Origin of the sequence: Vibrio sp. H11 (genome assembly GCF_004804295.1) — a bacterium.
In the GTDB taxonomy this organism is placed as follows: domain Bacteria; phylum Pseudomonadota; class Gammaproteobacteria; order Enterobacterales; family Vibrionaceae; genus Vibrio; species Vibrio ostreae.
Window position 1 is genome coordinate 465,775 of the sequence record NZ_SSHN01000001.1, and the last position, 17,728, is coordinate 483,502.

At 51.4% G+C, this 17,728-nt stretch carries 16 protein-coding genes; 6 read left to right on the forward strand and 10 right to left on the reverse strand.

The window, feature by feature from the left end; genetic code table 11:
- Positions 1-389 precede the first annotated feature (389 nt).
- Positions 390-1,394: a protein-methionine-sulfoxide reductase catalytic subunit MsrP gene (msrP, locus tag E6C74_RS02330; protein WP_136482979.1), complete on the forward strand. Its 1,005-nt coding sequence runs from the start codon at positions 390-392 to the stop codon at positions 1,392-1,394.
- Positions 1,385-2,011, forward strand: coding sequence for a protein-methionine-sulfoxide reductase heme-binding subunit MsrQ (gene msrQ / locus E6C74_RS02335; RefSeq protein WP_136482981.1), 627 nt, complete (start codon positions 1,385-1,387; stop codon positions 2,009-2,011). The genes msrP and msrQ overlap by 10 nt, the downstream gene beginning before the upstream one ends.
- A 70-nt stretch (positions 2,012-2,081) precedes the next feature.
- On the opposite strand, the gene E6C74_RS02340 is transcribed toward msrQ, so the two are convergent.
- A complete protein-coding gene (locus E6C74_RS02340) occupies positions 2,082-2,564 on the reverse strand; it encodes an Lrp/AsnC family transcriptional regulator (RefSeq protein ID WP_136482983.1) in 483 nt (160 codons plus the stop codon).
- Positions 2,565-2,786: 222 nt separating this feature from the next.
- Between E6C74_RS02340 and leuA the strand changes: the two genes are divergently transcribed.
- Positions 2,787-4,451 carry a 2-isopropylmalate synthase gene (gene leuA, locus E6C74_RS02345; protein WP_136482985.1) on the forward strand — a complete coding sequence of 555 codons (1,665 nt, stop codon included), beginning with the start codon at positions 2,787-2,789 and terminating at the stop codon, positions 4,449-4,451.
- A gap of 235 nt (positions 4,452-4,686) precedes the next feature.
- On the opposite strand, the gene E6C74_RS02350 is transcribed toward leuA, so the two are convergent.
- The 4 genes from E6C74_RS02350 to mtgA form a co-directional block, all read right to left on the reverse strand.
- Complete coding sequence (locus E6C74_RS02350; protein ID WP_136482987.1) at positions 4,687-5,115, reverse strand: hypothetical protein; 429 nt, start codon at positions 5,113-5,115, stop codon at positions 4,687-4,689.
- A gap of 23 nt (positions 5,116-5,138) precedes the next feature.
- Positions 5,139-6,065, reverse strand: a complete 927-nt coding sequence (locus E6C74_RS02355) for a zinc dependent phospholipase C family protein (protein ID WP_136482989.1) — start codon at positions 6,063-6,065, stop codon at positions 5,139-5,141.
- Positions 6,066-6,354: 289 nt separating this feature from the next.
- Positions 6,355-8,388: a PhoX family phosphatase gene (locus E6C74_RS02360; RefSeq protein WP_136482991.1), complete on the reverse strand. Its 2,034-nt coding sequence runs from the start codon at positions 8,386-8,388 to the stop codon at positions 6,355-6,357.
- A gap of 219 nt (positions 8,389-8,607) precedes the next feature.
- Positions 8,608-9,285, reverse strand: coding sequence for a monofunctional biosynthetic peptidoglycan transglycosylase (gene mtgA / locus E6C74_RS02365; protein WP_206208370.1), 678 nt, complete (start codon positions 9,283-9,285; stop codon positions 8,608-8,610).
- Positions 9,286-9,808: 523 nt separating this feature from the next.
- Here mtgA and E6C74_RS02370 point away from each other — a divergent pair.
- A complete protein-coding gene (locus E6C74_RS02370) occupies positions 9,809-10,096 on the forward strand; it encodes a hypothetical protein (protein ID WP_136482993.1) in 288 nt (95 codons plus the stop codon).
- A 151-nt stretch (positions 10,097-10,247) separates the two neighbouring features.
- Here E6C74_RS02370 and E6C74_RS02375 read toward each other — a convergent pair whose 3' ends face one another.
- A complete protein-coding gene (locus tag E6C74_RS02375) occupies positions 10,248-10,913 on the reverse strand; it encodes a pyridoxamine 5'-phosphate oxidase family protein (protein WP_136482995.1) in 666 nt (221 codons plus the stop codon).
- Positions 10,914-11,047: 134 nt separating this feature from the next.
- On the opposite strand from E6C74_RS02375, the gene E6C74_RS02380 reads away from it, so the two are divergent.
- Positions 11,048-12,469, forward strand: a complete 1,422-nt coding sequence (locus E6C74_RS02380; RefSeq protein WP_168796933.1) for a PLP-dependent aminotransferase family protein — start codon at positions 11,048-11,050, stop codon at positions 12,467-12,469.
- Positions 12,470-12,534: 65 nt separating this feature from the next.
- On the opposite strand, the gene E6C74_RS02385 is transcribed toward E6C74_RS02380, so the two are convergent.
- Positions 12,535-13,707 (reverse strand): MFS transporter, encoded by a 1,173-nt coding sequence (locus E6C74_RS02385; RefSeq protein ID WP_136482997.1) that lies wholly within the window; start codon positions 13,705-13,707, stop codon positions 12,535-12,537.
- A 281-nt stretch (positions 13,708-13,988) separates the two neighbouring features.
- Between E6C74_RS02385 and E6C74_RS02390 the strand changes: the two genes are divergently transcribed.
- Positions 13,989-14,807 (forward strand): pyridoxal phosphatase, encoded by an 819-nt coding sequence (locus E6C74_RS02390; protein WP_136482999.1) that lies wholly within the window; start codon positions 13,989-13,991, stop codon positions 14,805-14,807.
- 129 nt (positions 14,808-14,936) lie between these two features.
- On the opposite strand, the gene E6C74_RS02395 is transcribed toward E6C74_RS02390, so the two are convergent.
- The 3 genes from E6C74_RS02395 to E6C74_RS02405 form a co-directional block, all read right to left on the reverse strand.
- Positions 14,937-15,497: a histidine phosphatase family protein gene (locus E6C74_RS02395; protein ID WP_136483001.1), complete on the reverse strand. Its 561-nt coding sequence runs from the start codon at positions 15,495-15,497 to the stop codon at positions 14,937-14,939.
- 196 nt (positions 15,498-15,693) lie between these two features.
- Positions 15,694-16,722, reverse strand: a complete 1,029-nt coding sequence (locus E6C74_RS02400) for a TRAP transporter substrate-binding protein (protein ID WP_206208364.1) — start codon at positions 16,720-16,722, stop codon at positions 15,694-15,696.
- Between the two features lie 28 nt (positions 16,723-16,750).
- Entirely contained in the window at positions 16,751-17,701 is a 951-nt protein-coding gene (locus tag E6C74_RS02405) for a PDR/VanB family oxidoreductase (RefSeq protein WP_136483003.1), read from the reverse strand.
- Between the last annotated feature and the right edge of the window lie 27 nt (positions 17,702-17,728).

The following is a 17,728-nucleotide window of genomic DNA, read 5'->3' on the forward strand; positions in this document are numbered from 1 at the left end:
TAGCCAAACCAAACTCCATACGAGTTATCATCCATCATGTGTTCTAACCAAGAGCTGGCTGTTTTGGCTGGCTCTTTTTGTTTGCTAAAACGCGTATCGATTACGTATTCCATCATCACTATCCCTTTTAAACGGCCTTTGATAACAACTGATGAGAGCGGTTGTTTATCTCATTCCTGCGCGTTGCTGTGATCCGGAGTGAATCATTCCATTTAAATCAAAGTATAAATAGGAACTAATCATTTATTTATTATTCACTTAGAGTAACAGTTGTAAACGATTGAAGATTTTCATGTTGTCCTGTGAAAGAAAATCGTTATACCAGCGGTCTGGTTCACAATGCGTGTTTCCATTTTTACAGCAGTGTGCATGACATTCGGAGGAAGATTATGTGGATAAAAAAGAATCATAGCTGGAACTTGCCTGAAAGCGAAGCAACGCCAGAATCGGTGTATAAGGAACGTCGCGATGTATTGAAAAAGCTTGGCATTGCTGTGGCCAGTATGCCTGTCGCAATGAATGCCCAAGCAGGCATTTTTGATCTCTTTTCGGCAACAGAAAAATCAGTGCCTGACCGTCGCATCGCTCTCTCGCCAACCAAACCGCAGCAGTATCAGGCAGATTTGTCGCTCACGCCAGAGAGCAAAGTGTTGTCGTACAATAACTTTTATGAATTTGGTACCAACAAATCCGATCCGGTCAATAACTCATCAGGGTTTGTCACTGACCCATGGACCGTTGAGATCGATGGCTTAGTCAATAACCCGGTAAAACTCGATTACGACGATATCTTGCGTAAATTTACCTTAGAAGAACGCATTTATCGATTACGCTGCGTTGAAGCCTGGTCGATGAACATTCCTTGGATAGGTTTTCCGTTAGCGGACATCATTAAGCTTGCTGACCCCAAAAGCAGCGCCAAGTACGTCGCTTTTGAAACCCTCTATGATCCTAAACAATTTCCGGCTCAGAACTCTTTTAGCAGTATCGATTACCCGTATGTTGAGGGGCTCCGTCTCGATGAAGCGATGAACCCGCTCACACTGATTTCGGTTGGCTTATACGGCAAGACACTTGCTCCACAAAATGGCGCGCCACTACGGCTTGTGGTGCCGTGGAAATACGGTTTCAAAAGCATCAAGTCGATTGTACGCATTCGCCTGACCGCTCAAGAGCCGCCCACAACTTGGAATCGCTTAGCACCCGATGAATATGGCTTTTATGCCAATGTGAATCCGCAAGTCGACCACCCGCGCTGGAGCCAGGCAAGCGAGCGCTTTATCGGTGAAGGCAGTGTATTTAACTCCAGGAGACAGCCAACATTAATGTTCAATGGGTATGAAGAACAAGTCGCGTATCTGTACAAAAATATGGATTTGAGGAAATTCTATTGAGCAAGAGAAGACCGACAGCGATCATTGCCCTGAAAACCCTAATTCATATCGTTTCTTTGGGGTTCTTCGCGTTGCTCGTGATCGCTGTGAATAACAATACATTAGGTGGGGACCCTGTACAGAGTGTCATTCACTTCACGGGCATCAGTTCGCTGAATACCTTGCTTGTCACTCTGCTGGTGTCACCGATTGCGCGCTGGACAAAACAGGGCCAGCTGATGCGTGTCCGGCGTCTGTTGGGGCTGTACAGCTTTTTCTGGGCATTGCTCCACCTCATCGCATTCGCGACGCTCGACTTAGGGCTGGATGTGAGTTTACTGGCCTCTGAAATCGTTAAACGTCCTTACTTAACGGTAGGTGCGGCCGTATGGATTATTCTGTTCCTTCTCGCCGTCACTTCAACGCATTCGATGCAACGTAAAATGGGCGCAAAATGGCAAAAGCTGCATAATTGGGTCTACCTCGCGACAATACTGGCAGTGGTACATTTTTATTGGTCGGTCAAATCAGAAGTGGCTGAGCCGATTATCTATATTGTCATTGCAGGCGGCATACTGTTAACGCGCTGGAAGGGCGTTAAGAAAACAGCGTTCAGGTTTTACAGTAAACGCTTCTAAGCTTGTGCCATGACTACATTTTCCAGCTAGATTTTCTGCTTAGTCGTGGCATCACCGCAGCGACGTGACATCAAATGTCTCGCTGCGCGTAGTGTAACGGTAAGGGGGCAGATTCGACGACTTTACGCATAATAAATGACGAGTTGACGCCGGAGACGCCCTGAATACGGGTGATTTTGCCGAGCAGAATATCGTGGTAGCTGTCCATGTCTGACACGGCAACTTTGAGCTGGTAATCGGCATCGTGACCGGTGATCAGATAGCATTCGATCACTTCAGGGATCTCTGCAATCGCTTGTTCAAACGCGGCGAAACGCTCCGGAATGTGCTTATCCATGCTGATATAGAGCAGCGCCACCAAATTCAATCCGACCTGTCTTTCATTAACACGCGCGACGTAGCGCTCAATCACTCCGTTATCCTGCAACTGGTGTACCCGACGCGAGCAGGGGGCGGGCGTCAGCCCGATGCGGTCGGCCAGCTCCTGGTTCGACAGAGAACCGTCCTTTTGTAACTCGGTCAAAATCTTGATGTCGTAGCGGTCAAGCTTCATTACATTTCTCGTATTCGATGTTGAAAGCAATAAAAATAAAGTTGTATGTATTTTTGCTTTGTGAATATTGCTCATTATTTTGGTTTATCGCTAATTACGCAACCTTATTGTGCTCTGTCTTGAGTAAACTATGCCCTATAACAACACAACATCTCTCCACGCTGTCGTGAGGCGGTCCGTTCACCGCCCGGCAGCAACCCAACTCAAATTAGGATTATGGCTATGTTTAACCATCGCAAGTACAGCCCTTTTACACCGGTTCGTTTAACAGACCGCACCTGGCCTGATCAGGTGATTACTCAGGCGCCGAACTGGTGCAGTGTGGATCTGCGCGACGGTAACCAGGCACTGATCAATCCAATGGGAGTGGAGAAAAAAAAACGTTTATTTAAGCTGCTGGTTAAGCTGGGCTTTAAAGAGATCGAAGTGGGCTTTCCATCGGCGTCGCAGCCGGATTTCGACTTTGTCCGTTCATTGATCGAAGAGGATTTGATTCCGGATGACGTGACGATTCAGGTGCTGACCCAGGCGCGTGAAGAGCTGATTGCCCGCACGTATCAAGCACTTGCTGGCGCGAAAAAGGCGATTGTGCATGTTTACAATTCAACCTCGACTGTGCAGCGTGAGCAGGTATTTGGCAAAGATAAAGACGGCATTAAACAGATTGCGATGCAGGGCGCACGTTGGGTGCGTGACTACGCTGAGCAGTATCCGCAAACCGACTGGGCGTTCCAGTACTCCCCGGAAAGCTTTACCGGCACGGAGCTGGATTACGCGCTGGACGTCTGCAATGCGGTGATTGAGGAATGGCAGCCGCAAACCGGACGCCGGGTGATCATTAATTTGCCGGCGACCGTCGAGATGTCGACCCCGAATATTTTTGCCGACCAGATTGAGTACTTTTGTCGCAACATTCACCAGCGTGACCAGATTGAGATCAGCCTGCATACCCATAATGACCGAGGTTGTGGCGTTGCGGCCGCTGAACTGGGTGTAATGGCGGGCGCCGATCGCATCGAAGGCACCTTGCTGGGTAACGGAGAGCGCACCGGCAATATGGATCTGGTGACGATGGGCATGAATCTGTACTCGCAGGGTGTTGATCCGCAGCTCGATTTCTCAAATGTACAAGAGATTATTGAAACCGTTGAATACTGCACTGAACTACCGGTCTCACCACGTCACCCTTGGGTCGGTGAACTGGTTTACACAGCCTTTTCCGGCAGTCACCAGGACGCGATTCGTAAGTCGATGCTATATCATGACCAGCATCAGTTACCGCACTGGCAGGTCGCTTATCTGCCAATTGACCCATGTGATATCGGCAGAGATTATGAGGCGGTAGTGCGCATCAACAGCCAAAGCGGCAAGGGCGGTATTGCTCTGATCCTGGAGCGGGATTTCAACATCAGTTTACCGAAATGGATGCACGCAGAAGTCAGCAAACTGGTACAAAAAGAGTCCGAAACCAGCGGGGCGGAAATGACCTCATTCGCGATTAAGTCTATCTTTGATCACTATTTCTCTAATCAGGATCCGCAATGGCTGATTGAAGGCTACGATGTGCATACGCAAAACGGCAAGGTGTCCGGCGAGTTTCGTATTCCGGCCATGCATACCACACTGTTCGGCGAAGGTAACGGTATTGTTGAAGCCTTGGTTAATGGTTTAGAAAAACGCTTTGGTATTCGGATTGAGGTCACCCATCTGGATGAGAGTGCGCTATCAGAAGGCACGAATGCCCAAGCGCAGGCGTGTATCGCCTTGGTTATCGATGGCCAGAAATATTGCAGCGTGACCACAGGCGAGGATACCTCTTCCGCGGTTCTGCAGGGTGTCCTGAATGCATTTTCTCGCAGCGATTTGCCTCAGGCCCTGGTTGCCTGAGCCAATGGTTGCCTGAGCCAGTGGTAACATCAGTGAGTGCAGGCTGGTGTCGCTCAGTGCAAGCAGGTTAACGCGTTGCTCAGTTTTTCAATGTGCGATTGGTATTCAGACATATCATCCAGCGCAAAGCTGTCTTTGGTGACGGGGTAATGGTCCGGGTAATATTCTGAGAGCAAGGTACTGACGATAGAGGTAGTGGTGATGTCCGGATGACGTATCGGACATCACACGCTCATCACTGCGCGCACAGCTGGGTTGCATCGAGGTGAAATTCACAACTGTTGCGCTGTGGCTGATGCCAGTAGACTTTATCAAACGAGGCGTTACAGCCGGCGTCTTCCATCAGGGCGATATCGCCATCACACACCAGAACCACCGCATGGTTTTGCTGGAAATCATATAAAATACGGTAATCTTCCACCTTGGCTTTACCAGCCAGCTGTTGCAGCTGGCTAAATTTGCCGCCGTTATCTGTCATGGCATTCTGCACGATCTGCGCTTGTGATAAACCTTGCGTATCACCGAACTTGAGTTCGCCGTCTACTGACTGAGCGATATCTTTGACGACGGAGGCCATGTCATACATCGCCTCGCCCTGATACTGAGGCGAAGAAGCACAGGCCGTCAGGGCCACGCAAGAGATGAGTAACATGAGTCGTTTCATCGTTGCTCCAAGTTCTTTTTGGATCATAGCTCCTCCCAGGCGGTCAGGCGATTGTTCTCGCACAAGCCGGTATCAAGATTCCAGTTTTTAAAGAAGTCAGTTGGTTGATTGTCAAACACGGCCAGGCACAACTGTTGCCAAAAGCAGTGAATCGTGTGAATTGCCTTATCAAAGATTGCGTCGTAATGCATCTCACCATCTGGTGTAGCGAGGTTTTCGATAAATTCACTACCGACTTCCTGTTGTAACGGATAGGTGATGCCATGTTTGGCGGCCACGTGCCGGGCCCAGGCAAACAGGTGATGCCCTTCTTCAACGTTATCGACCACGGTCTGAAAACCGTGGTGCCAGGCATTAATATCCGGTTGGCACTGCTGGGCATAGTCGGGATAGGCGTTAATCAGAGCTGTGCGCCACAGGGTAAGAATCGTCAGGTCGAGAGACTGTGGATTTTCGCTGTCGACACAACTGCCGAGGCTATCGCGTACGCGATCAGCATAGCCGACTTCACCTAAACCCATGCGTTTTGGCCAGATGTAAGCATCCTGGTTCATCTCGCAGATTCGGTGCTGCTTGGCATTTTCAGCGTAGGGCCCGACTTTGAGCTCAACCACAGGGTGAATCGTGATATCGGCTGCGACGTGTGCGACAAAGCCGCACAGCCAGGCAAAGGCTTTGTCCTGCTCGCGCCCTTCCATGACTTTAATCAGCGCAATCAATTCGGTAATGAGCCCGCCGATGTTGGTGTAGTGCATCTCGTCGGCCCATTTATTCTGCTCAGAATCAAGGATGGCCAGATACGGGTAATCCGGACTGACACAGCCCAGTTCGATAAAGCTTTTATTTTGTGATAATACCTTTTTAGCCCGCTTGGGAATGTTCAGTTTCATCAGACTGTTGTTCGCCGCTGCGACATGTATGCTGGTTATGTGGGCAAAGGCGCCGGGCATACTCACCTCCATTGATAAAATGTATGCAAGCCTACCATTAAACAGCAATGAGAAATGTGATGGGAAACCTTAAAGCCGCGCCATCTGCTTGGCAATCTGCATGATAAGACAAAGTCAGTACGTACATGGAAAGTGACAAGGCCTTGAACCGCAGAGGAAATTCATCAGGCGGGTGCATCAGGTGAAAAGGGTGCATCAGGAGAAGAGAATGCATCAGGTGCCAGATTTAGGCGCTGAGAAGAACGGGAAGCCGTGTGGCTTCCCGTGCAGTCAGGTTCGGTTTGACAACTTATACCCCGATTTCACCGCCATCTTCACGACGGATCACCACCGTTGCCGCCCGTGGTCGTACGGTCACGCCGTCTGGTGTCGCTTCAGCCGCATCCTCGCTGTAAGGCCAGTTGCCCGGATGCTGGATGTTAACAAACACCGACTTGTAATCCGGACTGATGGCAAAGCCGGTGACTTCACAGCCATTTGGCCCGACGAAGAAGCGTCGCAGATCTGCCTGGTTATCGGCGCTGATCGCGACCTGATCACCGTTTTCGTCAGTCAGTTTGGATGGGACTACACACAGCATCTGGTCATTGGTGTAAGATGTAACTTCGCTGGCGCCGTTATCGGTCTGAATCCACAAAATGCCGCGTCCGTCGAAGGATAAACCATCCGGGCTGGCGAACTGGTTGAGTTCAGTCAGGCTTGAACGGTTGGTGTCGGCATCTTCTCCGGCGGCTGAACCAAAGACGAAAATATCCCAACTGAACTCGCTAGAGCTGTCGCCTTCATCCCAGCGGATGACGTGACCGAACTTATTGTTAAGACGCGGGTTTGCCGGGTTAGTTTCGCTGGTACGCGACGTGTTGTTGGTCAGGGTCAGGTAGACCGAACCAGTGTAAGGGTCAACCGTACACCACTCAGGACGGTCCATTGGCGTTGCGCCGACTAAATCCGCGGCACCGGCTGTATTGATAATGATGTCTGCCAGTGTGTCGAAGTGATCCGCCAGAGTTCCGCTGTCTGTGGTGACGCTGTCCAGCGTTAATGGCAGCCAGGTACCCGTGCTGTCTTCATTGAAGCGCGCGACATACAGTGTGCCTTCATCCATGTATTTGTCACCGGTCACCAGGCGGTTGGCCGGATTGGCATCCGCCGGATCCCAGTTGGCTGCTGACTCAAACTTGTACAGATATTCAAAGCGCGAATCGTGGCCTGAATAGAACACCACAGGTTTACCTGCTTCAAGTTTGGCGAAAGTACAGCCCTCATGGCGAAAACGGCCCAGTGCAGTCCGTTTTTTCGCGCGAGAATTTGCGGTGTAAGGATCGATTTCAACGATGTAACCGTGGCCGTTCGCTTCGTTACGATAGTCATCGCTCGAGCTTGCCCCGGTTGGTGCCAGATTAAAACGGCTGAACTCGTCGAGACGTTCTTCCGCATTACCCGCAAGTGATTCCCACAGATAGCGAGTGCTGCTGTTCTCGATGCCGATACGATCCTGTTCTTCAGTTCGTGTACCCGCGTTTACAAAGTAGCCAGGCCAGTTTTCTTCACAGGTTAGGTAAGTGCCCCAAGGTGTGTAGCCGTTACCGCAGTTATTTAGTGTGCCGCGTGCCTGACTGCCGTCCGGCGAGAAACGCGTCACCACGCTCTCGGTATAAGCAACCGGACCAGACAGATCCATCACAGTTGCGCCGGTGTAACGGCGGTTGAGCGGATCGTCATCAACCAGTTGCCAGGTATTGTTTTGCAACTGGATACGAACCACAGACACGCCGTGCGCGTAGATCTCTTTACGCACTTCATCGACTATGGTACGTACGCCGCCTGAGACAGTCGGACCGCTTGGGTGCAGCGCCGCCTGATCGATGTATTCGTGGTTGATACACAGCAGGCCGTCGGTCGCACTGTCATTGATCGGAAAGAAATGCATGCCATCGTGATGCATGCCTAAGGCATTAAGCTGATCGGTACTGGTATTGCTGCCGTCACTCAACCAGGCACTGCCTTGTGCGTTAAGTGGTGTGCCCCAAGGTACCAGTACCTGAGCCACATAACCTGGTGGTACAGCAACCGCGTCGATTCGTGATCCGGCGATGGATTGGAAATTGAGTGTCGCCGAAGAGACGCGCGCACTGCTTGCGGCTGAGTCACTGCTGGATGAGTTACAACCCGTCAGACCAAAAGCGCCAAATGCGGTCATCGCACTGATGCCGAGGCCACCTTTGAGAATACTGCGGCGCGACAGGTTCGCTTCCAGTACTTCTTCAAAGGGTTTGTTGTCACTGTGGTTATAACGTGTTGGATTGAAGGTTTCCTTACTCATGGTGTGCTTTCCCGATAATTAATATTAACTTGATATTTATAAGTAATTGAGCGGGATGAAGTTTAGAGAGCCAACGTGACGGAATGAATAAAAATAGATGAAGGTTATGTTGCTTGGCATCAGATTGCCCCACAACGGTAACCTTGCGGGGGCAGATCAGAAGGCGCGCCTAGTCATGTGGTTGAGTGCTGACTGCCTGATCACAACCAGAGGACGGTATTATAAGGAGACACTACCGAGATTTCGCATTTGTCGCAGCACCCAGTTCACACGTTGCTGAACGTAACGGGTCATCGGCTGCGGGCGAATACGGTACGGATTGGGTAGAACCACTGCCAGTTGAGCGGCCTGGTAACGATTAATCTGGCTGGCAGAGACTCCGAAATAGTGCTGGCTGGCCGCCTGGACGCCATAAATACCGGGGCCAAATTCCACCACATTTAAGTACATTTCCATGATGCGTTCTTTACCCCAGATGAGTTCCAGCAAAACGGCTATGTAGAGTTCATACGCCTTACGCAGATAAGTGTGGCTCGGAAACAGAAACACATTTTTAGCGGTTTGCTGGGTAATGGTACTGGCGCCACGATCCGGGCCGTTGCTGCCGCTATTTTCCAGAACTGACAGTAAGGCGTGCATATCGACGCCCCAGTGTTCGGGGAAACGCTGATCTTCGGACGCAATCACAGCCGCAGGCATGGCGGGTGAGATTGAGGTTAACGCTACCCACTGATGCTGAGTTTGGGCAGGGTAGTTCTGCGGTGGAAACAGGGTGCGTGCGATTTCCCAGCCCCAGAAAGGCGGGTTGACAAACTTAAGCAGCAGGACAAGCAGCAGCGGCAAGCCGAGCGCCAGACCAATTAAGGTCAGCAGCACTCGTTTAATCTTGCGTTTGATTGTCCGGATATAAGTTTTCACACCTGCATCTCTGTGTCATGGTCAGATAAACTGTGAAGTTAACCCCATTCTCGCCATGGGGTTGTCCGCGAAGTGTCAGATTGTTGCCGGAGTTTTGTACAAATCTTAACTGACCTCATTTTAATTTATTGAGTTTGTTCACTCAGGCTAATTGACGCAGTGCGCCCGGCAATAATATATAGAGGGCTGTTATGGTTGGTGTTAATGTTATCAAGAGAGGGGATAACATAACCTAGGGGCATTCATTGAGGTCCTTACAACCAGAAATACTGCGACATTAAGCCAATACCGGGAAAGTTCGCTCATTGTTTGAACGTCTACAGTGGCTAAGTTATCCGGAAGCTTTTATTAACAATGCCCCTAACCGTGTCAGAGTGAAAATAGGTTGATTTCGAACAATGTATGACATATATGTTACACTACGAATAGTAATCGGTTACATATCAAGTAAAGCCGTGGTATTGGTATAGGTTAATAAGCCTTTGGCATAGGTTGTAAAGTTGTGATGAAACGTTTTCAGTTGGGCCGGGCCACCATCCTCGATGGTGAGGCGCCGGAGTATATGTGGCTTAAAAAGATGCTTACCGATCGAGTGCCCAGAACGGACATTCTCCGTTCAGTCATGCGCTGTTTAGGCGGGAATGAACTGCTGGCCGATGCCATGGTGAAAGTGGCGGAAGGCGGCATGAGCCGCGGAGAATTTGCGGCTCTGGTGGAGCAGTATCAGGCGGGCATCACCGCTCAGCCTCAGGTATTTCCCAAACGTGGCGCAGAGTTGTCTTGTTTCTGAGAGGCTCTGTGATTACAGCGTAGAGCCCGGCATTGTCTTTGGTCAGCAGTAATACCAACGCCGTTTGGGTGACGCTCCTGAATCTCTTTCAGACCCTGAACGGCCTGGCGATATGACTCTTTTGGGCTACGGGCATTTTAGTAGCGCTTCTCTATGGTCTTTGATGCCAGCGTTCACCATAAGCACTGCGGTAGTCCGGCGTTTCTATTGTCTCCCCCTCCAGTTCTTTTACTGGCACCAATGGTCCGACTTGGGTACGGTAAGGCAGATATCCGGCCCAAACTGGTAAGTCGAGATCGGCTTTATCATCACTCACTTCTCCCGCGCTGATTTTGACTGACGCTTCATCTAACCCGATTTTCAGCAGCTTCGTTGCGGCTAATTCCTGTTTGCTGCTTAAGCGGATATGTTGTGTGCGTCCCGGTGCGATTTGTTCGACAAAGTGATTCAATAAGCGGTCTTTTTCCTGCGCGTCCTCCACGCTGACAAACTGACCAAACACCACGGCCGAACGATAATGGGCACTGTGGTGAAAGGCGGAACGGGCCAGTACCCAGCCATCAAACAGGGTAAACGTCAGGCAGGTTGCGCCGCCTTGTTGCAGCGTTTTGAGCAAACGGCTGTTGTTAGCGCCATGAATATAGACCGCATCATCGACTCGCCACGCCAGCATCGGGATCACCACCGGGCCGGACTCTTCAGCAATCGCGATATGGGCGATCAGACTTTCATCAATGATTTGATACAGTTTATCTACATCGAAAACGGCTTTATGGGCGCCTTTTTTGATTTGCGTTCTTGAACTTTGTGACAGCATAACGATCCCTGTAATTGAATGTGTTTGAGTGCGCGGCAATGCGTTGTAATGACGCGATAGCGCGCTTTGATTGCAATATAATGGCTAGCTGGTATGTTTTTTAGAGCCAGTTTTTGAAAAAGGATGGATCCGGTTTGGCCCTGATAGATAGTGGTGATTTGGCATTCGATACCCGGCATGGCTCAATGCAAGCGCAGTTGTTTCATGCCATTCGTGACAAAGTGGTGCACAATTTGTGGCCAACAGGCGGTAAATTGCCATCAACCCGCCAGTTGGCGCAGGAACTGAGAGTAAGCCGAAACACTGTCATTGCCGCGTATGAACAGTTGGTGGCGGAAGGGTATATTGAAAGCCGGCCCGGCGCCGGATTTTACGTCGCGGTCGAACTGCCGGAATTCTTCCTGCCAGCTCAACGGGCGCCTGAGTCGGTTACTCCAATTGATCCGGCGTTGGGAGTGAATCGTCCCTTTGCACCTGGTGTGCCGGATCTGGCACAGTTTCCGCTCGCCAAATGGCAACGCTTGCTGCAGCGCCATGCTTCCCGCACGACGATATTGGGTAACCATGTAATTCAGGGCCGGCTGGAGTTACGCACCGCTTTGGCTGATTATCTTGCCTCCAGCCGCTCGGTACATTGTGATGCCGGCCGAATCATTATTACTTCCGGTGCGCAGCAAGCGTTATCGATTGCCATTATGGCGACGCTCGGCGCAGCAGACACCTTGTTGATGGAGCAGCCTGGTTATAGCCAGATGCGTAAAATCAATACGTTGCTGGGTATTCAACAGCAGCCCGTCGCTGTGGTCGAGAAAACCGGGCTGGACGTGTCTGCCGTACTGAAAAGTGACGCGCGGGCACTGTACATCACGCCCAGCAATCAATATCCGATGGGTACAACACTCAATACCGCGCAGCGCCTCAGCCTGATTGAATGGGCAGTAAGCCGGCAAAGCTGGATCATTGAAGATGATTATGACAGTGAATTTCAGTTTGCCCACCGGCCATTTACCAGTTTACAAGGTCTGGCCGGACAGATGGGGATGGATGAGCGGGTGTTGTATGTCGGCTCGTTCAGTAAGGTGATGTTTAACGGGCTGCGGCTGGGCTACCTCGTGGTGCCGGACTGCCTGGTTGAGCGATGTTTGATGATTAAAGATGCGTTGAGCGGCGATTCGCCGGCCCATACTCAGGCTGCACTGGCAGACTTCATTGTCGAGGGCGACCTGCTGCGTCATATTCGAAAAATGCGCCGCCTGTATAAGAGTAAACATGCGGCGATGTGTGAGGCGGTTGCGTGTTACTTCGCCGATAAGGTGGAGATCATCAGTCAAGCGGCTGGGCTGCATATTACCCTCAAGTGGCAGCAGGGGATTAATGAAGTGAGCTGGGCACAGCGTGCTGAACAGAAGGGGATTATTGTTCGTCCGCTAGCTTTTTATGAGCCGGCTACGGCACCATTTCGAGGATGGCATGGCGTTGTACTTGGTTTTGGCAATGTCGCGCTGGAAGATATCGCCCCTAAAATCCGGATATTGGCCGAACTGTTTCACGATTAACCGATCAATCACAGCATGTCAGAACAGGTAACGAAACCGGGTGTCCTGACATGCTGCCGAGCGCTTTAACTGGTGACGGGTTCGGCTTGTCCGGCCTCGTCCATTAAGCCCGATACCAGGGCCAGGATTAATGCTCCAAAGGATAGCAGTCCACCGGCCCAGTTAGGCGATTGCAAACCATAACCGGCGGCAATGACTACACCACCTAACCAGGCACCTAATGCGTTGCCGAGGTTAAACATACCAATATTGACCGTTGCGGCGAGAGTTGGCGCGCCAGCCGCTTTGGCTTTATCCATCACCAGTTTCTGGATCGGAGATACGGTGGCAAAGCCAAACGCCGCCATCAGAAAAATACACAGCGCGGTCATGAACTGGCTGTGAATGGTGAAGTTGAACACCAGCAGCACAGCGCCCTGGGCGAACAAGGTGGTATACAGCATCGGCATCAGTGCTTTGTCAGCATACTTGCCACCGAGCTGATTACCGACAAACAGGCCAAAGCCGAACAGCAGCATTAACCAGGTAATATGGGCGGGGCTGTAACCGGCGAGTTCAATCGCCATCGGCGCCATGTAGGTGATGGAGGTAAAGAAAGCGCCCGGACCCAGGACGGTGATCCCCATCGCGACCAGCACATTACGGCTGCGAAACGCATTGAACTCCTTAGAAAATTTATGCTCTTTGTCTTTTGGCTGATGAGGGATCAGACGCCAGATACCCAGAACGCCCACGACACCAATCAGCGAGATAACGGCAAAAGTAGCACGCCAGGAGACATGCTGGCCAAGCCAGGTCCCGGCCGGAACGCCCACCAGGTTGGCGACCGTCAAACCCATAAACATAAACGCGATGGCACGCACCCGTTTAGAGGGTTCAACCATCTCAGCCGCAATGATGGATCCGATACCGAAAAAGGCGCCGTGGGTCAGCGAGGTGACGATCCGGCCCAGAATCGCGATGCTCATATCCGGTGCCATCGCGGTAATCAGATTACCGGCAATAAACAGCAGCATCAGCACAACTAGCATGGCTTTTTTCGCAATTCTGGCCCCAAAGATAACCAGTGCCGGTGCGCCGACAAACACGCCCAGAGCATAAGCGGTGGCGAGGTATCCGGCGACCGGAACAGACACATCAAAGTCTGCAGCAATAACCGGCAGCAGGCCGGCGATGATAAATTCAGTCGTGCCGATCCCAAAGGCTCCGATTGCAAGAGCCCATAGTGCAATTGGCATAGTGTTGTCCTCAAAAATGGTTTGGTCTTTAAAGCTTGCCTTTAATGGCGGCGGTGAGCGCTTCGAAAGATGGTGCAACAGGCTGAGCTGTTGGTGGTTTATCTACTGACCACTATTGTATGGACTCGCAGCACAGACTTAAAGCTTAACTATGCACTAAATTTGATACCCTGGCGCGATTTGCGCCAATGATGAGCGCGATTTGGGTTTAAACCGGCATAGGCAATGAATTACACTGGGAGCAGATGAACCTTAAACCAACACAGACCAAAGGTGGAACTATGCAGCGTAAATTACTGGCACTGGATCTCGACGGAACCGTATTAACGTCAGACCACACCGTCAGCCCTGCTCTGATTGAAGCGGTAAAATCCATTGCCGAAGTTGCGCATGTGATGATTGTGACCGGACGTCATCACGTGGCTGCGGAACCGTTTTACCGCCAGCTTGGGCTGAACACGCCGATCATCTGTTGCAACGGTACCTACCTGTATGATTTCGGCCAGCAGCAGGTACTGAGCGAGAACTCTATCGCGAAAGACACTGCCGCGCAGTTTATTGATTTGTCAGAGCAGCATGATTTGAAAATGGTGATGTATGTCAAAGACGCCATGCTGTATTCGAACCAGCGCCCGATTAACTACATGGAAGACATGCTGACCTGGTCACAGACGTTTCCTGCGCACCAGCGTCCGAATATTCGCCGGGTGGAAGACTTCCGCCAGGAGCTGGCCGCAACCGACTATGTGTGGAAATTTGTGGTAGAAGGCGGTGACGTCGAAACGTTTGCCAACATCGATTTTGTCAGCCAGCACTTTATCGGCGAGCAGTCCTGGGTTGACCGGGTCGATTTTTCTGCCATTGGTAACAGTAAAGGCAATAGGCTGACACGTTACGTTGAACAGCTCGGTATCCCACTTGAAGCCTGTGTTGCTGTGGGTGATAACCACAATGACATCTCGATGCTGTCGAAAGTCGGCCTGGGGATAGCGATGCAAAATGCAGACGACAAAGTCAAACAGCATGCTGACCGGGTAACTGAGCACAATAATAATCACGTGACCGGGCTGGCGGATGAGTTAAAAGCGCTGTTTCTGTAAAATCACCACGGGTTCGGAGTCTGGCAACTTATTGTCAGCGGACAAAGAGAAGTTCAGTGAATAAAAACATGTCCAGTGCCTAAAACAAAGGGATGCCTGGTGGCATCCCTTATCGTTGCTAGCGTGTGTCTAGCCGGTGATCATCTCAATAAACTCAAACTGACCATCATGGTATTGGTATTTTAAAATGGCGCAGTTGGGAATCGTCATCGCTGGATCGGCATCCTGATTCCAGTGCAGATGGAACTGCTTACACGCACCGTAATGAGAAACGGCCAGTACGCAGTGGTGATCCTCGTTTTGCATTATCGCGCGGCAGGTATCGACCATACGCTCTCTGACTGCCGTTTTGGACTCGCCGCCAAACTGGACGTAGTGGTGCTCCCGCGTCTCCAGATCCGGGTGCAGATCTTCACTCTCGCCTTCGTAGAGGCCAAAACTGATCTCTTTTAAGCCTTTCAGGCGCTGATACGGCAGGCGATTGCGAGTGGCCAGCTCAGCGGTATCGCAGGCACGTTCTGAGGAGGAGCTATACAGGTGGGTCAGTTCAATCTCATCAAAATAGGCGGCGGCTTGCGATGCCTGCTCAATGCCCAGTTCGGTTAACGGTGAGTCACACCAGCCCTGCATTTTTCTTCTGACATTAAACAGTGTTTGCCCGTGTCTCATCAGGTACAGCACTTTTTTCACAGCGAATCCTTAGCTATTCAGCCGATTTTAATCGTGCGCTCTGTTATATCACAGCTGCGAGGTTGGCTGAAGTGAATGACGGTTATCAAGGCCGCTGTTGTTGGCGCTGAGTGCATCGCCACATGACCATCGTGCCGGGGCGATGGTCGAGCGAACACCTTCGAACAACAGGCTGCGAAGGCGTTGCATCTTCGGGTTAGATTGTACAGTCAGGCTGCAACTGGCGGGCGCGGTCATACACGCGTTGGGCCGGCAGGCCTTTTTGTTGCAGGCCATCCAGGTACTGTTGTGTAACCTGCTGCAAAACCGGCTGCCAGGCGGATTTAGATTGTGGATCCATTTCTTGTAGGTGATCGTTGCGTTGGCGAACCTCATTGATGGCTTGCTGATCCAGCTGGTCAAAGATTTTGGCCATATGCTGAGACCACTGATGTCCGGAGTGGCGGTCGATCACTTGCTGTAAATCCTCTGGCAGCTGTTGATACACCCGTTTGTTCATGGTTACCACAAAGCTCAGGCGGTACAGGTTTAACTCGGTATGGTAGGGGGCAATCTCGTTGAGGCGGAAGATTTTTGCGCCATCCCAGGAAATCGCAACGCCCTCTAACACGCCTTTTTCCAGGGCTTCGTAGGTTTCGGGAGCTGGCAGCCCCGTCGGCTGCGCTCCGATACTGTCAAGCAGTTGGCCTACGACGATACTGGGGCGCCGTATCCGCTGCCCCGCCAAATCCTGCGGTAGGACAACAGGCTTATCTTTCATATGAATATGGCCGGGGCCATTGGTATAAACATACAGCGCATGGGTATCGCTATACTCGTTGTTGATTAACCCTTCATCGTACAGGGTCTGGATGATGCAGGAGCCACCTGCTGCGTTATCAACCAGGCCCGGCAGTTCAACAATTTGGGTTAAAGGAAAGCGATTGACATTGTAGCTCTGGACGGTAGCGGCAATATCAGCAATGTTATGGACTACGGACTGATAGGCACTTGCCGCTTTCGACAGGGTTTGCGCCGGATAAATATCGATTGTAATGCGCTGCCCGGAGTCTTGCTCGACCGCTTTTGCCCAGTCGGCTAATCCCTGGTGGACGGCGGATGTGGATGGCCAAGGGTGGGACATGCGTAAATTATAGTCGGCCGCCGCGGTTTTGGCGGACAGCAAGCTGGCCGAGAGCAGGGTTCCGCCGGCCAGCAGGTAAGAGATCATCTGTTTACTCTTCATAAGGTGCTTCCTGGTTATCTGTATGGGGTTACAGCTCTATGGTCAGAGAGGCCGATTTAGCGCGTGAGCAACAAGGCAGAAACTCCTGATTGCTGGCTTGCTCCTGCGGAGTGAGGTAATGATCACGATGATCCGGCTCGCCTGCCAGCACCCGGGTTATACAAGTGCCGCATACGCCCTCTTCGCACGAGAACGGAACATCCACACCGGCATCGAGCAGTACTTCAAGTACCGTGGAGTGTGCGGGGACGGTGAACGTCTGCCCCGTGTTGGCCAGGTGAAGTTCGAAGGGCTGGTTGTCACTTGAGTTTGCGCACGGGTCAGCGTGAAATAACTCACGGTGCAATCGGGATTCTTCCCATCCCTGTGTTCGTGCACACTCGAATACATAGTCGATGTAGCCCTGTGGGCCACAGACATACAGATCACTGGCTTGAGACTGCTGAGCCAGCACGGCGTGGGCATCCAGACATTGCCCCTCTCTATTGAAATAAAACTGAGTGTGGTGCTGGAGTCCCGAGCTGGTCATCTCCTGATAGAAAGCGGCTTCATCCGGTGATTGTGCTGAATAATGCAGCTCGAAGCTGGCGTCGGTTTCGAGCAGAGCCTGAGCCATACTGAGCAGCGGCGTAATACCAATACCGCCCGCGAACAGCACATGATGTTTGGCCTCATCAGCCAGGTGAAAGACATTTTTTGGCTCACTGATGGTCAGAACGTCTCCCACCTTCAACTGGTCGTGGATCCAGGCTGAGCCGCCACGTGAAGGCTGTTCTAGTTTGACAGCAATCTGGTAGTCATGGTGGGAACTCGGAGAGTGGCATAGTGAGTACTGGCGTATCAGCCCATTGTCGAGATGAAGATCAATGTGCGCACCCGCCTGAAAATTGGGTAAGGCGGGCTGGTCGATGGGGCTTAACGTCAGGCTGATGACATTATGCGCCTGAGGTTGTCTGGCGGTCACTTTTACTTGTTGCATGATAAGTCCTCTGTCTGCGGGGTGTCG